Source organism: Streptomyces sp. NPDC051211, from assembly GCF_040689505.1.
Classification (GTDB): Bacteria; Actinomycetota; Actinomycetes; order Streptomycetales; family Streptomycetaceae; genus Streptomyces.
The window spans coordinates 21,928-35,713 of sequence record NZ_JBFBAV010000013.1; the positions used below are offsets into that span (position 1 = coordinate 21,928).

11 protein-coding genes are annotated in these 13,786 nt (G+C 71.9%); 6 read left to right on the forward strand and 5 right to left on the reverse strand.

What is annotated here, in order from left to right; translation table 11 throughout:
• Window positions 1-4: 4 nt before the first annotated feature.
• Window positions 5-973, forward strand: a complete 969-nt coding sequence (locus AB0447_RS15480) for a DMT family transporter (RefSeq protein ID WP_366477155.1) — start codon at window positions 5-7, stop codon at window positions 971-973.
• Here the strand turns inward: AB0447_RS15480 and AB0447_RS15485 are convergent.
• Window positions 955-1,623: a pyridoxamine 5'-phosphate oxidase family protein gene (locus tag AB0447_RS15485; protein WP_366477157.1), complete on the reverse strand. Its 669-nt coding sequence runs from the start codon at window positions 1,621-1,623 to the stop codon at window positions 955-957. The genes AB0447_RS15480 and AB0447_RS15485 overlap by 19 nt on opposite strands.
• A gap of 37 nt (window positions 1,624-1,660) precedes the next feature.
• Here AB0447_RS15485 and AB0447_RS15490 point away from each other — a divergent pair, with 37 nt between their 5' ends.
• Window positions 1,661-2,992, forward strand: a complete 1,332-nt coding sequence (locus tag AB0447_RS15490; protein WP_366477158.1) for an aminotransferase class I/II-fold pyridoxal phosphate-dependent enzyme — start codon at window positions 1,661-1,663, stop codon at window positions 2,990-2,992.
• A 115-nt stretch (window positions 2,993-3,107) separates the two neighbouring features.
• On the opposite strand, the gene AB0447_RS15495 is transcribed toward AB0447_RS15490, so the two are convergent.
• Window positions 3,108-3,371 (reverse strand): hypothetical protein, encoded by a 264-nt coding sequence (locus tag AB0447_RS15495; protein WP_366477159.1) that lies wholly within the window; start codon window positions 3,369-3,371, stop codon window positions 3,108-3,110.
• A gap of 50 nt (window positions 3,372-3,421) precedes the next feature.
• The gene (locus tag AB0447_RS15500; RefSeq protein WP_366477160.1) at window positions 3,422-4,369 is read right to left on the reverse strand and encodes a DMT family transporter; all 948 of its coding nucleotides are present in this window, start codon (window positions 4,367-4,369) and stop codon (window positions 3,422-3,424) included.
• A 74-nt stretch (window positions 4,370-4,443) separates the two neighbouring features.
• Between AB0447_RS15500 and AB0447_RS15505 the strand changes: the two genes are divergently transcribed.
• The gene (locus AB0447_RS15505; RefSeq protein WP_366477161.1) at window positions 4,444-5,355 is read left to right on the forward strand and encodes a LysR family transcriptional regulator; all 912 of its coding nucleotides are present in this window, start codon (window positions 4,444-4,446) and stop codon (window positions 5,353-5,355) included.
• A 25-nt stretch (window positions 5,356-5,380) separates the two neighbouring features.
• On the opposite strand, the gene AB0447_RS15510 is transcribed toward AB0447_RS15505, so the two are convergent.
• Window positions 5,381-5,839, reverse strand: coding sequence for a pyridoxamine 5'-phosphate oxidase family protein (locus tag AB0447_RS15510; RefSeq protein ID WP_366477162.1), 459 nt, complete (start codon window positions 5,837-5,839; stop codon window positions 5,381-5,383).
• 76 nt (window positions 5,840-5,915) lie between these two features.
• Between AB0447_RS15510 and AB0447_RS15515 the strand changes: the two genes are divergently transcribed.
• Together AB0447_RS15515 and AB0447_RS15520 are read left to right on the forward strand one after the other, a co-directional pair.
• Entirely contained in the window at window positions 5,916-6,521 is a 606-nt protein-coding gene (locus AB0447_RS15515) for a cysteine hydrolase (protein WP_366477164.1), read from the forward strand.
• Window positions 6,522-7,161: 640 nt separating this feature from the next.
• Window positions 7,162-8,289, forward strand: coding sequence for a hypothetical protein (locus AB0447_RS15520; RefSeq protein WP_366477165.1), 1,128 nt, complete (start codon window positions 7,162-7,164; stop codon window positions 8,287-8,289).
• 422 nt (window positions 8,290-8,711) lie between these two features.
• Here the strand turns inward: AB0447_RS15520 and AB0447_RS15525 are convergent, their stop codons facing one another.
• Window positions 8,712-12,950, reverse strand: coding sequence for a hypothetical protein (locus AB0447_RS15525; RefSeq protein WP_366477166.1), 4,239 nt, complete (start codon window positions 12,948-12,950; stop codon window positions 8,712-8,714).
• A 218-nt stretch (window positions 12,951-13,168) separates the two neighbouring features.
• Here AB0447_RS15525 and AB0447_RS15530 point away from each other — a divergent pair, with 218 nt between their 5' ends.
• A complete protein-coding gene (locus AB0447_RS15530) occupies window positions 13,169-13,378 on the forward strand; it encodes a hypothetical protein (protein ID WP_366477167.1) in 210 nt (69 codons plus the stop codon).
• Window positions 13,379-13,786: the final 408 nt, after the last annotated feature.

Genomic DNA, 13,786 nt, shown 5'->3' on the forward strand with positions numbered 1-13,786 from the left:
ACACGTGTCGAACCACTCGCCCGCCGGGCGCAGTCTGCTGTACCTCGTCGTCGCCGGAGCTGCCTGGGGCACTGCCGGGGCGGCCGCCTCCCTGCTCTTCCTGGCCAGTGACCTCGGGCCGCTGTCCCTGTCCTTCTGGCGGTGTGCGGGCGGCCTGGCCGTTCTGCTGGCCGTGCTGGCGGTCCGCCGTCCGGCGGGCCGCCCGGGGCGGGCTGCGGCCGGCGCCGCGCGCCCGTCGCTCGGTTCACTGATCACCACCGGCCTGCTGTTCACCCTGTTCCAGGCCGCCTACTTCGGGGCCGTGCAGCAGACCGGACTGGCCGTCGGAACCGTGGTCACCCTCGGCGCCGGCCCGGTGATGATCGCTCTCGGCGCCCGGACCTGGACGGGCGAGCGGCTCGGGCGCGGCGGCGCGGCCGCCGTGGCCGGAGCGCTCGCCGGGCTGGTCGTTCTGGTCCTGGGCAGCGGCGGCGGTGAGGTGCGGCCGCTGGGTGTCGGCCTGGCGCTGCTGTCGGCCGCCGGCTACGCGGCGATGACCCTGCTGACCCGGTGGACCGGTCAGCGCGGCGAGGGCGGGGACCCGCTGGTGACCACGGCGTGGTCGACGGGGGTGGGCGCCGTCTGCCTGCTGCCCCTGGCCGCGGTGGAGGGACTGCTGCCGCACACGGCCGACCTCGGGCAGGTGATCTGGCTGATGGCGTACGTCGCGACCGTGCCCACCGCGCTCGCGTACGCGCTCTACTTCACCGGAGCCGCCGCGGTGCGGGCCGCGACCGTGTCGGTGATCATGCTGATCGAGCCGGTCAGCGCGGCGGTGATCGCCGTGCTGGTGCTCGGGGAGGAGCTCACCGGGGCGGTGGTGCTCGGCACCGTGCTGCTGTTGACGGCGGTCCTCGCGCTGATCATCGCGGAGGCCCGCCGTCCGGTGGTGCAGCAGCCGTCACCCGCTCCGCTTCAGAGCGCGGCGAGGTAGTCCGGGGTGGCGATGCCGGGGGCCAGGCCGTCGGCCGGCACGGGGGTGCCGTACGTCCGGGCGACCGGGACCACACCCGACCAGTAGGGCAGGTCCAGGTCCCCGGCGTCGTCGTTCGGGCCGCCGGTACGGATCTTCGCCGAGACCTCGGCCAGGTCGAGGCGGATCACCGCGGTGGCCGCCATCTCCTTGGCGTCGGCCGGGCGGGAGTCGGCGGAGCGGCCCGGGACCACCTGGTCGACGAGGGCGTCGAGCGCCATCCGCCGCTCGTCCGCGTCGGTCACCTCGTACGCGGTGCCGTGCACCACCACCGAGCGGTAGTTGAGGGAGTGGTGGAACGCCGACTTGGCCAGCACCAGGCCGTCCACGTGCGTGACGGTGACGCAGACCGGCAGGCCCGGGTCGGTGCGGCCGGCCTCGCGGAGCGGGCGGGAGCCGGTGGAGCCGTGGATGTAGAGGGTTTCGCCGACCCGGCCGAAGAGCGTGGGCAGGACCACGGGGGCGCCGTCGCGGACGAAGCCGAGGTGGCAGACGTACGCCTCGTCGAGTATCGCGTGCACCGTCTCGCGGTCGTAGCGGGCCCGGTCGCGGGACCGGGTGGGGACGGTCCGGTCGGTGGGCTCGTAGGAGGCGGGAGTGGGGGCGGTCATGGTGCGAACTCCATTGCACTAGTGCATAATGTGTTTTGTGCTAGGAGAATATCTGATCAGCGGTGGGCGTGCATCGGAGATTGCGGCCAGCGTCGAAGCAGGGGTGGGATCGGGGGAGCTCACCCCCGGCGCACTGCTGCCCCCGATGCGGGAACTCGCCGCCCGGCTGGGCGTCAACCCGAACACGGTCGCGGCCGCGTACCGGACGCTGCGCGAGCGCGGGGTCATCGAGACGGACGGCCGGCGCGGCAGCCGCATCCGGGCGCGCCCGGCCAGCACCCCGCGCGGGGCCATGGGGGTCGCCGTACCGGCCGGCGCGCGGGACCTGTCCACCGGCAACCCCGATCCGGCCCTGCTGCCCTCGCTGGACGGGCCGCTCGCCGCGGCCGCGCGCCGGTACGCGCTGGCGCCCACCCAGTACGGGCAGGACCCGGTGGTCCCCGAGCTCGCCCGGCTGGCCCGCGCGGAGTTGACGGCGGACGGGGTGCCGGACGGGCCGCTGGCCCTGACCTCCGGTGCGCTCGACGGCATCGAGCGGGTGCTGGCGGCCCACCTCAAACCCGGCGACGCGGTGGCCGTCGAGGACCCCGGATGGGGGAACGTGCTGGACCTGGTGCCCGCGCTGGGGCTGCGGGTGCTGCCCGTCGAGGTGGACGACGAGGGGCCGCGCCCGGCGGCGGTCGCCGCGGCGCTGGCCGCCGGGGCGCGGGCACTGGTGGTCACCTCACGGGCGCAGAACCCGACGGGGGCGGTGGTGGGCGCGGCCCGGGCCGCGGCCCTGAGGACGCTGCTGGCCGCGCATCCCCAGGTGCTCGTCATCGACGACGACCACGGTCACGGCATCGTGGACCTGCCGCTGCACTCGCTGGGCGGAGTCACCCGGCACTGGGCCCTGGTGCGGTCCACCGCCAAGGCGTACGGGCCGGACCTGCGGCTCGCGGTGCTCACCGGCGACCCGGTGACCCTGGACCGGGTCCGCGGCCGGCAGCGGCTGGGGCCGGGCTGGGTCAGCCGGGTGCTGCAGTACGCGGTGCTGGAGCTGTGGAGCTCGGGCGCGGTGGACCCGGCGGCGGTGGCACGGGCGTACGGGGAGCGGCGCGACGCGCTGGTCGCCGCACTGGCGGCCCGCGGGGTGCCGGCGTACGGGCGCAGCGGGATGAACGTCTGGGTGCCGGTCGCGGAGGAGACGGCCGTGGTGACCCGGCTGCTCGCGGCGGGCTGGGCGGTGGCGCCGGGCGCCCGCTTCCGGCTGGGGAGCGGGCCCGGCATCCGCATCACGGTCTCCCGCCTGACCCCGTCGGACGTCCCCGGCCTGGCGGAGGCGATCGCCGCCGCGACCGGACCGGCCTCGACGACCCGCTACGTCTAGGGGGTGTCCTGTCGATCAGGCCGGATCAGGGAGCGGTGCCACGCGTCGCGAGCCCGGCCTGACCGGCGGGACACGCCCCAGGCCCTGACCGGATGGTCTTCGTTCACCGGCTCGGTCAGGCGGTGGCGATCACGGCGAAGGAGAGGAGGGCGAGGACGCTCCCGGCCGCGGCGACCACGGCGGCCAGGACCCGGAAGCCCGTGACGCCGAACCAGGCTGCGGGCGGGTCGAGGCGGCCCTGGGCGTGGGCACGGAGTTCGATATTGCGTTCTTGACGCTGGTTCAGCGAGACCGCGGCGCCGCGGATGTTCAGCGCGACCCAGCCCCCGCCGGCCAGACCGGTCAGGCCGAGAACGAGCAACAGTATGCCGACGGGCATGTGGTCCCCCCAGGGATGCAATCGATGATCGCCCAGAAGGTAGCAGTGGCTCAGGTGCGCCGGCCGGACTGGGTCAGTGCAGCGCCCGCCAGGACGACGGCGGCGCCCACCGGGGTGTTCCAGTGGAGCTGTTCGCCCAGGACCAGGACGCCGGCCGTGGTGGCGATGACCGGGATGAAGTACGTGACCATCTGGGCCGTGGTCGGGCCGATCTCGGTGACGAGGCCGTACTGCATCTGCAGGGCCATGCCGGTGCCCAGGGCTCCGAGGGCGATCACCGAGAGGGTGGGCCAGAGCGGGAAGGAGGCCGGGGCGGTGGTGAACACGGCGCTGGTCACGGCCAGCTGGAGGGTGGAGAGCAGCAGCTGGCCGCCGGTCAGGGCGACCGGGGAGCCCGGGGTGTCCGCCAGGGTGCGGCGGACGTAGATCCAGCCGATCGGGTAGCAGAGCGCGGCCAGCAGCGCGAGCGCGGTGCCCTTCGCGTCGACGCCGGAGAAGCCCTGCCAGGCGCCGAGCACGGTGAGCACGCCGAGGAAGCCGAGGCCCAGGCCGGCGACCCGGCGCCGGGTCGGGCGGTCCTCGGAGAGGGCGACCAGGGAGAGCGCCATCCCCCACAGCGGGGAGGTGGCGTTGCAGATCCCGGCGAGGCTGGAGGGGATGCTCAGCTCGGCGTACGCGAAGAGCGAGAACGGGACCGTGTTCAGCAGGAGGGCGGCCACCGCGAGGTGGCCCCAGGTGCGCAGGCCGCGCGGCAGCGGCTCGCGCCGGACCAGCAGGACGGCGAGCAGCGCGAGCGCACCGAAGAAGACCCGGCCGAGGGCCACCTGGAACGGGGCGTACCCCTCGGTGCCGACCTTGATCAGGAGGAAGCTGAAGCCCCAGACGACGGAGAGCACGCCGAACCGGATCCGCCAGTCGAGGGCGGCGCGGCGGGTGCCGGTCGGGGAGGTCGGCGGGGCGGGGGAGAGGGTCGGGCGGGTGGCCGCGGGTGCGCTCATGGGGCCTACTCTGCGGGCGCCGACCTCGTAGGACAAGCGAGATTTTTTAGAGCTGACGGCGTAGCATCACTTACATGTTGAACCTGGAGCGCCTGCGCACCCTCGACGCCCTCGCCCGGCACGGCTCGGTCAGCGGCGCCGCCGAGGGTCTGCACGTCACCACCTCCGCCGTGTCCCAGCAGATGGCCAAGCTGGAGCGCGAGGTCGGCCAGCCGCTGCTGTCCAAGAACGGCCGCGGAGTGCGGCTCACGGACGCCGGGCGGCTGCTCGCCGATCACGCGGCGCGGATCATCTCCCAGGTGGAGCTCGCCCAGGCCGACGTCGAGGCCCAGCGCGGCTGCGCCGTCGGCGAGCTGCGCATCGGCGCCTTCCCCACCGCCATGCGGGGCCTGCTGCCGGCCGCGCTGACGGCCCTGCGGGCCGGGCATCCGGAACTGCGGGCGCGGGTGCGCGAGATGGAGCCGGCGGAAAGCATGGCCGCGGTGGTGCGCGGCGACCTCGACCTCGCGCTCGCGATCGACTGGCACAACAAGCGGATGCCCGTCCCCGCCGAGCTGGTCCGGGCGCACCTGCTCGACGACGCCGCCGATGTGGCGGTGCCGGCCGGGCACCCGATGGCCGGGCGCACCGAGGTCTCCCTCGCGGACTTCGCCGAGGAGGACTGGGTGTCCTGGAACGAGGGGCAGTTCTGCCACGAGTGGCTGGTCTTCACGCTGCGCGGCACCGGCGTCGAGCCGCGCATCGCGCACATCGCCGAGGAGCACCACACCCAGCTCGCCTTCGTGGAGGCCGGGCTCGGCGTGTGCGTGACCCCCCGGCTGGGGCGCGGCCCGGTGCCGCCCGGGGTCCGGCTGCTGCCGGTCTGCGACACCGTGCGGCGCCACGTCTACGTGGTCTGGCGGGCCGACGCCGACCGCCGGCCCTCGATCCGGGCCGCGGTGGACGCGCTGCGGACCGTGGCCGCCGAGGTCGAGGGCCGATCCTGATCCGGCCCGATCGACAAGACGCCCCCTAGAGCTTGCGGAAGTCCCAGGACACCACCGCGTCCGGGGTCAGCCGCAGCCAGGCGTGGCGCCCGTCGTGCGGCATCTCGGCGATGCCGAAGTTCTTGGCCGGAAAGAGCCGTTCGACCTCCTCCAGCTCGGGGCAGGGCTCGCCGGTGCGCGGGGCCTCGCCCACGAAGACGGCGCTGCCCGACAGCTCCACCCCGCGCAGTTCGTCGTACGACTCGCCCGCGTCCACCACCACCGAGATCCGCGGATCCTTGCGCAGGTCGGCCCAGCGCCGGCTGCGGGTGATCGAGTACAGCCAGAGCGAGGTGCCGTCCCAGGCGAACCACAGGGCTCCGACGTGCGGGCGGCCGTCGGCGGAGACCGTGGCCACCCGGCAGGTCCGCTGTTCCCGCAGAAAGGCATCCACTTCCCGCTCGGTCATCATGATCCGCCGGCCGCGCCGCTGGGTCTCGTCCATCAGTCCCGCACCCCTTCACATCTGACTGTGTGTCAGGAATCATGAGGGCTCTTCCGCCGTCACGCCAGGGGGAACCATGCTGCAGCTCGGCCCGGCCACCACCGCCCTGCTCACCGTCGAATGCCAGAACGGCGTCGTCGGCGAGGACGGCGCGCTGCCGGAGCTCGCCAAGGAGGCGCGGGCCTCCGGGATGCTCGGGCGGGTCGCCGCGCTGGTCGACGCCGCGCACCGGGCCGGCGTACAGGTGCTGCACGCGGTGGCCGAGCGGCGGCCGGACGGGCGCGGGGCCAACTCCAACGCCCGGCTGTTCCGGGCCGCGGGCAGGCTCCCCGTACAGCAGCTGTCCGGCACCCGGGCGGTCGAGGTCGCAGCGCCGATCGAGGTGGCCGGGGAGGACCTGGTCGTACGGCGTCTGCACGGCCTGTCCCCGATGGCCGGCACCGATCTGGACGCGCTGCTGCGCAACCTCGGCTGCCGGACCCTGATCGTCACCGGGGTCTCCTCCAACGTCGCGATCCCCAACACCGTCTTCGACGCCGTGAACCTCGGCTACCAGGTGGTCGTCCCGGCCGACGCGATCGCCGGAGTGCCCGCCGAGTACACCGCGCAGGTCCTCCGCAACTCGCTCTCCCTGGTCGCCACCGTCACCACCACCGAGGAGATCCTCGCGGCCTGGCCGTGACCTGCATTCTCTCGAGCGGTTCAGACCGTCTGGGCTCGCTGACCCCGCCCCGTGCGAGCTCTGACCCAAACTCGGACATGGCTTCGCCCCGGCGCAGTGTCGGCGCATGTACCGGGGCGGGGAGTGCCTGGGACCTACTTCGGATCAACGATCAGAGATCCGAACTCCCGGTTGACCGTCTTCGTCGATGGCGTTGATGTGGCTGGTGCGGGAGGTGGGAGTGAACGCACCTGCCGTGTAAGCCCCGAGCGTGGTTCCGGCCCCGTCCACGATACCCGGATGCCCCAAGCCGCCGGACACTGAGCCGACGCTCCGTACAGTTCTGCCCATCGCGTCATCGGGCGACGCGCGCGCGAGTCGCAGACCTGGGACGACGCTGTGAGTCGGCCCCGCAAGATGCGAAAGAGACGGCCAGGGGCCCGGGCGCAAGCCGACCCGATCCCGCTGCCGCTGCCCGGTGGCCAGGGCGGTACGGCCGCTGAGGTCCGGGAGACTTTCATTCGTCATGGCGGGAACGTCGGGGACCCGCGCGCACCCCGCCCGCCCGCCCGTTCCAGGCCGGGCTCGAAGCTGATGAAGGCTGAACTACTCGATGTGAGCATGCAGTAGCAGAGCCTGTCTATTCGTGACAAACTGTGATTTGAGCTTCCAGTGGGGCGTGCTCGCGCGTCGAGCCGGGCAGCCCATCCATCGTCAAAGCGGTGGGGGGACTGTTTCGAAATGCGATGCGAAAGGATGCGCCATGGAACTCGAATCTCTCCCGGATGACGTCGTCGCGGCGATCGAAGTACGGGATCGTTGGAGGCGCGCATCGGCCGGCGGCGGCCTGGAGTTCCTCGTTACCGACATCGCGCGGTGGACACCCGGTGCGACACTGAGGGTCGCGTTCCTCGACGGGGACGACCAGCTGCACGCGGATATCGCAGGAGCGACGGAGCAGATCACCGACAGCTGCAACCTGAAACTCGACTTCGGCCACGACGAAGCGACCGGGACGTTCCGGAGATGGACCACGGCCGACACCGCCTTCGCCGCCGAGATCCGCGTCAGCTTCGACATGGGCGGCTTCTTCTCCCTGGTGGGCACCGACAGCACGGACCGCACCATCGGTGCGGGCGGCGGCCCGGTCGGGGGCAACCCCGGCCAGCGCAGCCTCAACCTCGGACGGTTCGCCGTGAACAGGCCCACCACGTGGGAGGGCACGGTGCGTCACGAGTTCCTCCACGCACTGGGATTCCACCACTCCCACCAGAACATGCGCGGAACCTGCGAGGGCGAATTCCGCTGGGACGACGAAGCGGGGTACGTTCCCACGCAGAATGCGGACGGTGTGTTCGTGGCGGATGCCCAAGGGCGGCAGCCCGGAATTTACACGTTCCTCGCGGGTGAGCCGAACAACTGGCCGCGCGCGAAGGTGGATCACAACCTTCGCACCGAGGACGACCCGGATGTCGTCGCCGGGCCATTCGACTCACGATCCGTGATGCTCTACCGGTTCCCGCCGTTCTTCTACAAGTCCAACCCGAGCAGCTGCGCGCCGAGCGGTAACGGGCAGAATCTGTCGGACGACGACAAACGCGGGCTCAGGCTGCTGTACCCGCACACCGCGGAAGAGTTGGCGGACCGTCAGGCCCGCGCCGACGCGGTCCTGAGGTCGATGGGGGCCGGCCCGGAGGGGCTTCCCGGTTCGGACGGCGGCAGCCTGGTCGAGGCGTACCGCAGCCGGGTCGAGGAGCTGGCCGCCGCCCAGGCTGCGGGCGCCGGCTGAGCCGAGCGGAGGACGTCATGTCTGACGGCAGCCCTTACGACAGGCTCCTTGGAGGGTCACCGGACGGAGGACTTGAGGGAGCCGCCGGGGGCGGCGCGTCGAGTCCACCGGATCCGAACGCCTGGTCGCCGGGCTGTCCGACGATATCGGCTGGCTGGAGGAGCGTCTGGGGGAGCGAGCCGATCCGGCGGCGCTGGAGCGGCTGATGCGGGGCGCCGAGCACGCGCTGCGGGAGGTCGTCGACCGCGGGGCTCGAAGGTGTCGTCGCCGTGCGCGGTGCCGGGGGCCATAGTGGGCGTCGCCGGTGTGCCGAACGGTGTAGCCGAACACACCGCCGGGGCGCAGAACACGTCGGACCTCGCCGACGAGGGCGTGGATCCTTCGTCGACAGCGTGCCGCCCTCCGGGCCCCGGCCGGACGCCTCAGGGCGCCGCGGTGTCTTCGTAGAGCGTTTCCCAGCGCAGGTTGGCGCCGTCGCGGCCAGCCCAGGACGCGGTTCGCCGGGCGGCGTCGCGCAGCTCCGCCGGCCAGATCGGGTCCGCGAGCAGCCTGTGCAGTTCGACCGAGATGTCGGTCACCGCCTGGCCCGCGACTTCCAGCAGGTGTCGGGTGAGTTGATGGTCGCGAGGGCCGTACTCGATGAGCAGGTCGTACAGTCGGGAGCGTTCGCTGACAAGGAGGCGCAGGTAGGGGCGCCAGGGATTCCATCCGGCGTTTCGCCAGCGGGCGGAGGCACCGGACTGCGCGGTCGCGACGGTGACCGCGCGCTCCAGCAGCCGCTCGGCGTCCTGCCGATGCCCCGCCTCGTGGAGGTCGACGCAAAGGCGGGGCATGGTGTCGAAACGGCGCGGCCACACATTGCCCGGCTGCGTCAGGCTGTGGCCGGGCGGCAGGCACAGGTCTGCGGGGAGGAAGACCTGGGACTCGACCTGTTCGAGACCGAAGTCGTCGACGCCCTCGGCGACCTTCCTGCGTGCGTCGAGGACGGCCAGACGCGCTCGCAGCAGATGTGCTGCGTATCCGGCCAGCATGTAGGCCTCATGTCCCATCTGCGGCGCGGTGACGTCGGCGGCCATCTCCGTGGCCCGGTCGACCAAGGCGTCCAGGCGGGGGGCTAGAATCGCGTGCGCACTGGGAAGATCCCACGACTGGGGGTCTGCGGTGATGGCCTGGGTGACCGCTTGGAGCAGTTCGGTCTGCGCGACGGCGCTCGTGTTCAGCGAGTTCACCTGCTGTACCACGTCCTCGGGGCTTCCCAGAGGGGTCATGCCGCAGCTGATCATGCGGGCGGCCAGCCGGTGCGCGGCGGCGACTGCGCGGGGGTCATCCCGCGTCGCCAGGTAGGCGGCGATGTCGCGTAGCTGCTCAGGGTGCTCGGCGGGCAGTTGCCCCCCGCTCGCCCGGACGAAGCCGATGACGGCGTCGGCATTCTCACGCTGCTCGGCGTCTCGCAGGAGCCACGGCAGGAGAAGCCCGGGCGCTTCCGGCACGCGGGCGACGACCTCCTCGCGGGGCGGTGCCAGCCGCTTGCGTGGCTGCTTGCCCCGACGGCGGCCCTTGCCCCGTGCGGACGCCTCCTCGGCCTGCTCGGTGCCGGCTCCGTCCGCTTCGAACTGCTCCGGTCCGGGCTGCTCCGGTGCCGGTGCTTTCGGGTCGTGCACTGTTCCTCCGGTCAGGAGGTCAAGGGCGCCTGTGGCGAGATGGTGTCCGCCGGCTGCGGCGGCGACGGTCAGATCGGCGTCCCAGGGGGCGGTGATCCAAGGAAGGAGCGTTGTGGCGCGCTTCCTGGCCGAACGTGGATCATCGGGAAGGCACCCGGCCACCACGGCTCCCGGTAGGCGTCGGCCTCCGAGGACGCTCAGGGCGGTCAGGGCCAGGGCGGTGCCCGGGGGCTGCGGGTCCTGACGGACTTTCTTGTGATTGATCTGGGACCGGCACCACTCGCGTGCGGCGCGCCCGGCGGGCGCTTCACCGGCCAGGATCAACGGGCGCAGGAAGTAGCGGGCCACGGTCTTGCGGGGACTGCCGTCGGTGACATCGGCCGCGGCACTGTCCAGCGCGGAGCGGAGGAGTCTGGAGTCGGTGTGCGCATCCGGGCGGCAGAGCGTGCTCGCCACGCCGTGCAGGACGACGTGCCGGCGTCCCGTCGGCGGGCTGCCGTCCGCCAGTTCGTCGAGGCAGCCCTGCAGCGTCTTGAGGGTGTCGGCGGTGCGTTCGTGTCCGTGGGCAGCGGCCCAGCAGGCTGCGGCGGAGGAGATGATCGCGTCGACGTCCTTGGGGACTTTGTCCGGCGTCGTCATGCGCTCGGGTAGTCCGCGGCACAGATCGCCGTACTGAGCCGGCCACTGGGTGGCTAGGTCGGCGAGCGTGGCGAGTGCGCGTTCCAGAGGCGCGCCACGCTGGACGAAGACCTCGTCGAGCATCTCGTGCATGACGGTGACGGCCGTGCGCTCGGCACGTCCGGTGCCGTCCGAGGGGGCTTCCGCGTCGTGGTTGTGTGCCTGGTGCATCAGGCCGGTCAGATGCTGTGTAGGGGCATGCTTTGCCAGCTCGCCGGCCTCAAGGCTGTACAGGAAAACAGTGGCGGCGTCACGCTGTTGCAGGACAAGGGTGGTGACCGTGTGCATGACCTGCGGACGGAGCGAGGCGTTGCCCGTGTCCCAGATCGTCCGCAGCACCGTCGGCCAGATGCCGTCGGCGGGCTGGACGATGGCGCTGAGGGCATCCAGGTAGTGCTCGGCGTGCAGCGCGCCGGTCTCTGGATCCTTGATCACAGCGACGGCGTCGGTGGCAGCGCTGAGCGGAGCATGGCGTAGGCCGGCGAAGATGCGGAGGAAGGTGTCGCGTGCCACCGGAGCGGTGGCCTGGGCCAGGCCCGCCAGGTGTGGGTACCACCGATGTGACTCGTGTGCGTGAGCCCGGTCGGTGTAGTGGAATGCGTGCCGGGCCGCCTCGGCGAGGTAGAGGTCCTGCGGATGCTGCGCGATTCGGCGGGCGGTGGCGGCCAGGCCGGCGGGGGCACTGGCGAGGCCCCGGCCTGCGGCGTACTCGCCGATGACCTGGTGGTGGAAGCGCACCCGCCCGGCGACGCCCTCGCTCAGCACGCCCCGGCGAACCAGCAGCCCGGTCCAGCGGGCTGCGGTGTCACGCGGCTCACCACACCGTGAGGCGAGCAGGTCGCGCGCGTGCTCCCGGTGCAGCTCGATGGTGCCCCGGAGCAGGGTGGCCAAGCCGAGTTCGGCTGCGGCCCGTCCCAGTTGCCGTGCCTCTTCCGGCGCAACCGTGTCGAGGCCCGTCACCGAGTCGCGCAGATCACGCTCGACGCGCCTCTCCCAGTAGTCGCGGAAGAGGGCGGCGACATCGAGCTCGGACACGTTCGGGCCGTGGGGGCTGTACAGGTCGAAGACCATGCGCAGATGCAGTGGGTGGCGGATCAGCTGGCCCAGGGGGAGTCCGCGGGCGGCCGCGGCAGCGAGCGACTGCTCCATTCTCGGGAGGGAGCCGTCTTCGTCCTTCCGGGCCGGGGCGTACGTCCGTCCGTAGACGGCGATCGCCCGGCCGAGTTCGGAGTCCGGGGTCCAACCGCGTTCTCTGCGTTCGTCCTTCCCGGTTCCGTAGAGGCCGAGAGGGATGTTCGAGAGCAGTGAGGTGTAGGCGCCGTCGCCTTCCTCCGCGTCCCAGCTCCGCTTGAGAAGACTCGCTTCGCCAGACCGGCAGGCCAGCGCCACGGCGACGTTCCTGGACCGCAGGACGGTGATCAGCTCGGTGAAGTCGTGCGCTGTCTCCGTCTCGTGCAACAGCAGATCGGCGGTGTCGAGCAGCAGGACGATCTGGCGTTGCTCGGGTGCCCTGGCACGCCCTCCAACGGCGGGGGTGCCGGTCGGCCGGCTGCGATGGGCCTCCAGCAGTCTGGGCAGTTCGTGCGGGTGCAGGTCCGGCTCGCGTCCTGCGCCGGCCAGCAACGAGGTTGCGGACAGCAAGACGAGGCAGAGCTCCGGCCGCTTGGACAGGGCTCTGTGCACGCCCCACAGGGAGCAGCTCTTTCCGACACCTGGCTCGCCGAGCAGGGCCGCGGCTTGCCCCGGTGCCCTGTCTGCCAGTTGCCGATCGATGTGCTTGATCACCTCCTTCTCGGCCACGCGTTCGACCCGGACCTGATCCAGGGTCACGCGGTTCAGGACCGAGTCGAACGGGTCGACGGTGACGGTCTTCAGAGCCCGCAGCGCGTCCTTCTGGGCATCCTCCAGCGAGGACAGACCGCCGGCGATGTCCTTCAGGGGGCGGCTGTAGGCGGCGGGCAACGGGTGAGGCCTACTTGAACGTCGTGCATGGGCGTTGGCGCTCTTGAAGTCCCGGGCGGCGCCCTCGTAGCGAGTGACCAGGGCGTTCCGATCGCCGAACCCGCTCTCGCAGTCGGGCGAGCAGCGGGACCGCTCCTGGGCCACCTGGCAGAAGTGCAGGCCCCTCCGTGCCACGCCGCCGTTGCTGATCCACGTGGTGATCGTCGAGGCGCTCTTGACCTCGCACCACTCGGCCAGCTCCTGGCCCTGCATGCGACGCCCCTGGAAGCCGTGGTCGCGATGCCAGGTCCAGTGCTGCAGCGCCGCCAGGAGCCAGAGGCGATCCTCGCTCCAGCCTCTGGTGTCGCTGGGCCAGTTCAATTGCCGGTTCCGTCCGGCGGGATGCCACTTCAGTTCTTCATCGGCCACTTCTTCAACCCCCGGAGCATCTGAAGAACAACCACTCAGCGTCATTGCACCAGGCCAGCAGCGTACGTGAATTGCGTCGGTGGCGAGCCGCCTCGGCGGCTGTTCTGCACAACTCCCCTGCACGGGAGTCTCGTTCGTGTCGGAGAGACCGACACGAACGGGAGGAAGAGATGGACCTCAACGAGCTGCTCAACCAGGCCGAGAGCTGGGCCGAGACCCTGGCCCCGTGGATGGGCGTCAACCTCGGTCTGCGCCTCGGACGGGATGTCGTCCGCTACGGCGTCCTGCTGTGGATGACCCGCGGCTGCACGCCACGCGAGCGCGCCATGGCCCTCGCCGCGATGCATCGGTCGGGTCGGAGAGGCCGCCGAAGGAGGTGACCGCAAGCCGGAGTGGCCAGGACCGTTCCTGGCCACTCCGGCCCCCCCCCCGCACCGGCGGTGACAGGAAGACGGGCGCGCCGTACCCGCGTCCCCATAGAAATACGTCAAGCGCACGATCACGGGGCCTGGGGGAAAGCCGGACGGTGGCTCCGTTCGGCGGTTCGGCGCCGGCCGTGAGGTCTTGCGCTTCCCCGGTTGGGCTGGTCATCCACGAGGTCCGTTTGGCTCAGGCCTGGGGAGTGAGGGCGCGGCGTAGTGCGGTGAGGATGTTCTGGCGTCGACGGTGACGAAGCCGAGCCAGCGTGTGCTGGACGGGTGGGTTCCGCGCGCAAGTGGGCGCTGCGTACGCGACGTGGGGGCATCGGTACGGCGGTTGGTGAAGCGGCACGCCAGGGTGCGGGCGAC

Excerpts from the sequence above, each read along its gene's own strand:
- AB0447_RS15485 (WP_366477157.1), bottom strand. The coding sequence starts at position 1,623 with ATGACCGCCCCCACTCCCGCCTCCTACGAGCCCACCGACCGGACCGTC.
- AB0447_RS15495 (WP_366477159.1), bottom strand. The coding sequence starts at position 3,371 with ATGCCCGTCGGCATACTGTTGCTCGTTCTCGGCCTGACCGGTCTGGCC.
- AB0447_RS15500 (WP_366477160.1), bottom strand. The coding sequence starts at position 4,369 with ATGAGCGCACCCGCGGCCACCCGCCCGACCCTCTCCCCCGCCCCGCCG.
- AB0447_RS15505 (WP_366477161.1), top strand. The coding sequence starts at position 4,444 with ATGTTGAACCTGGAGCGCCTGCGCACCCTCGACGCCCTCGCCCGGCAC.
- AB0447_RS15510 (WP_366477162.1), bottom strand. The coding sequence starts at position 5,839 with ATGGACGAGACCCAGCGGCGCGGCCGGCGGATCATGATGACCGAGCGG.
- AB0447_RS15515 (WP_366477164.1), top strand. The coding sequence starts at position 5,916 with ATGCTGCAGCTCGGCCCGGCCACCACCGCCCTGCTCACCGTCGAATGC.
- AB0447_RS15530 (WP_366477167.1), top strand. The coding sequence starts at position 13,169 with ATGGACCTCAACGAGCTGCTCAACCAGGCCGAGAGCTGGGCCGAGACC.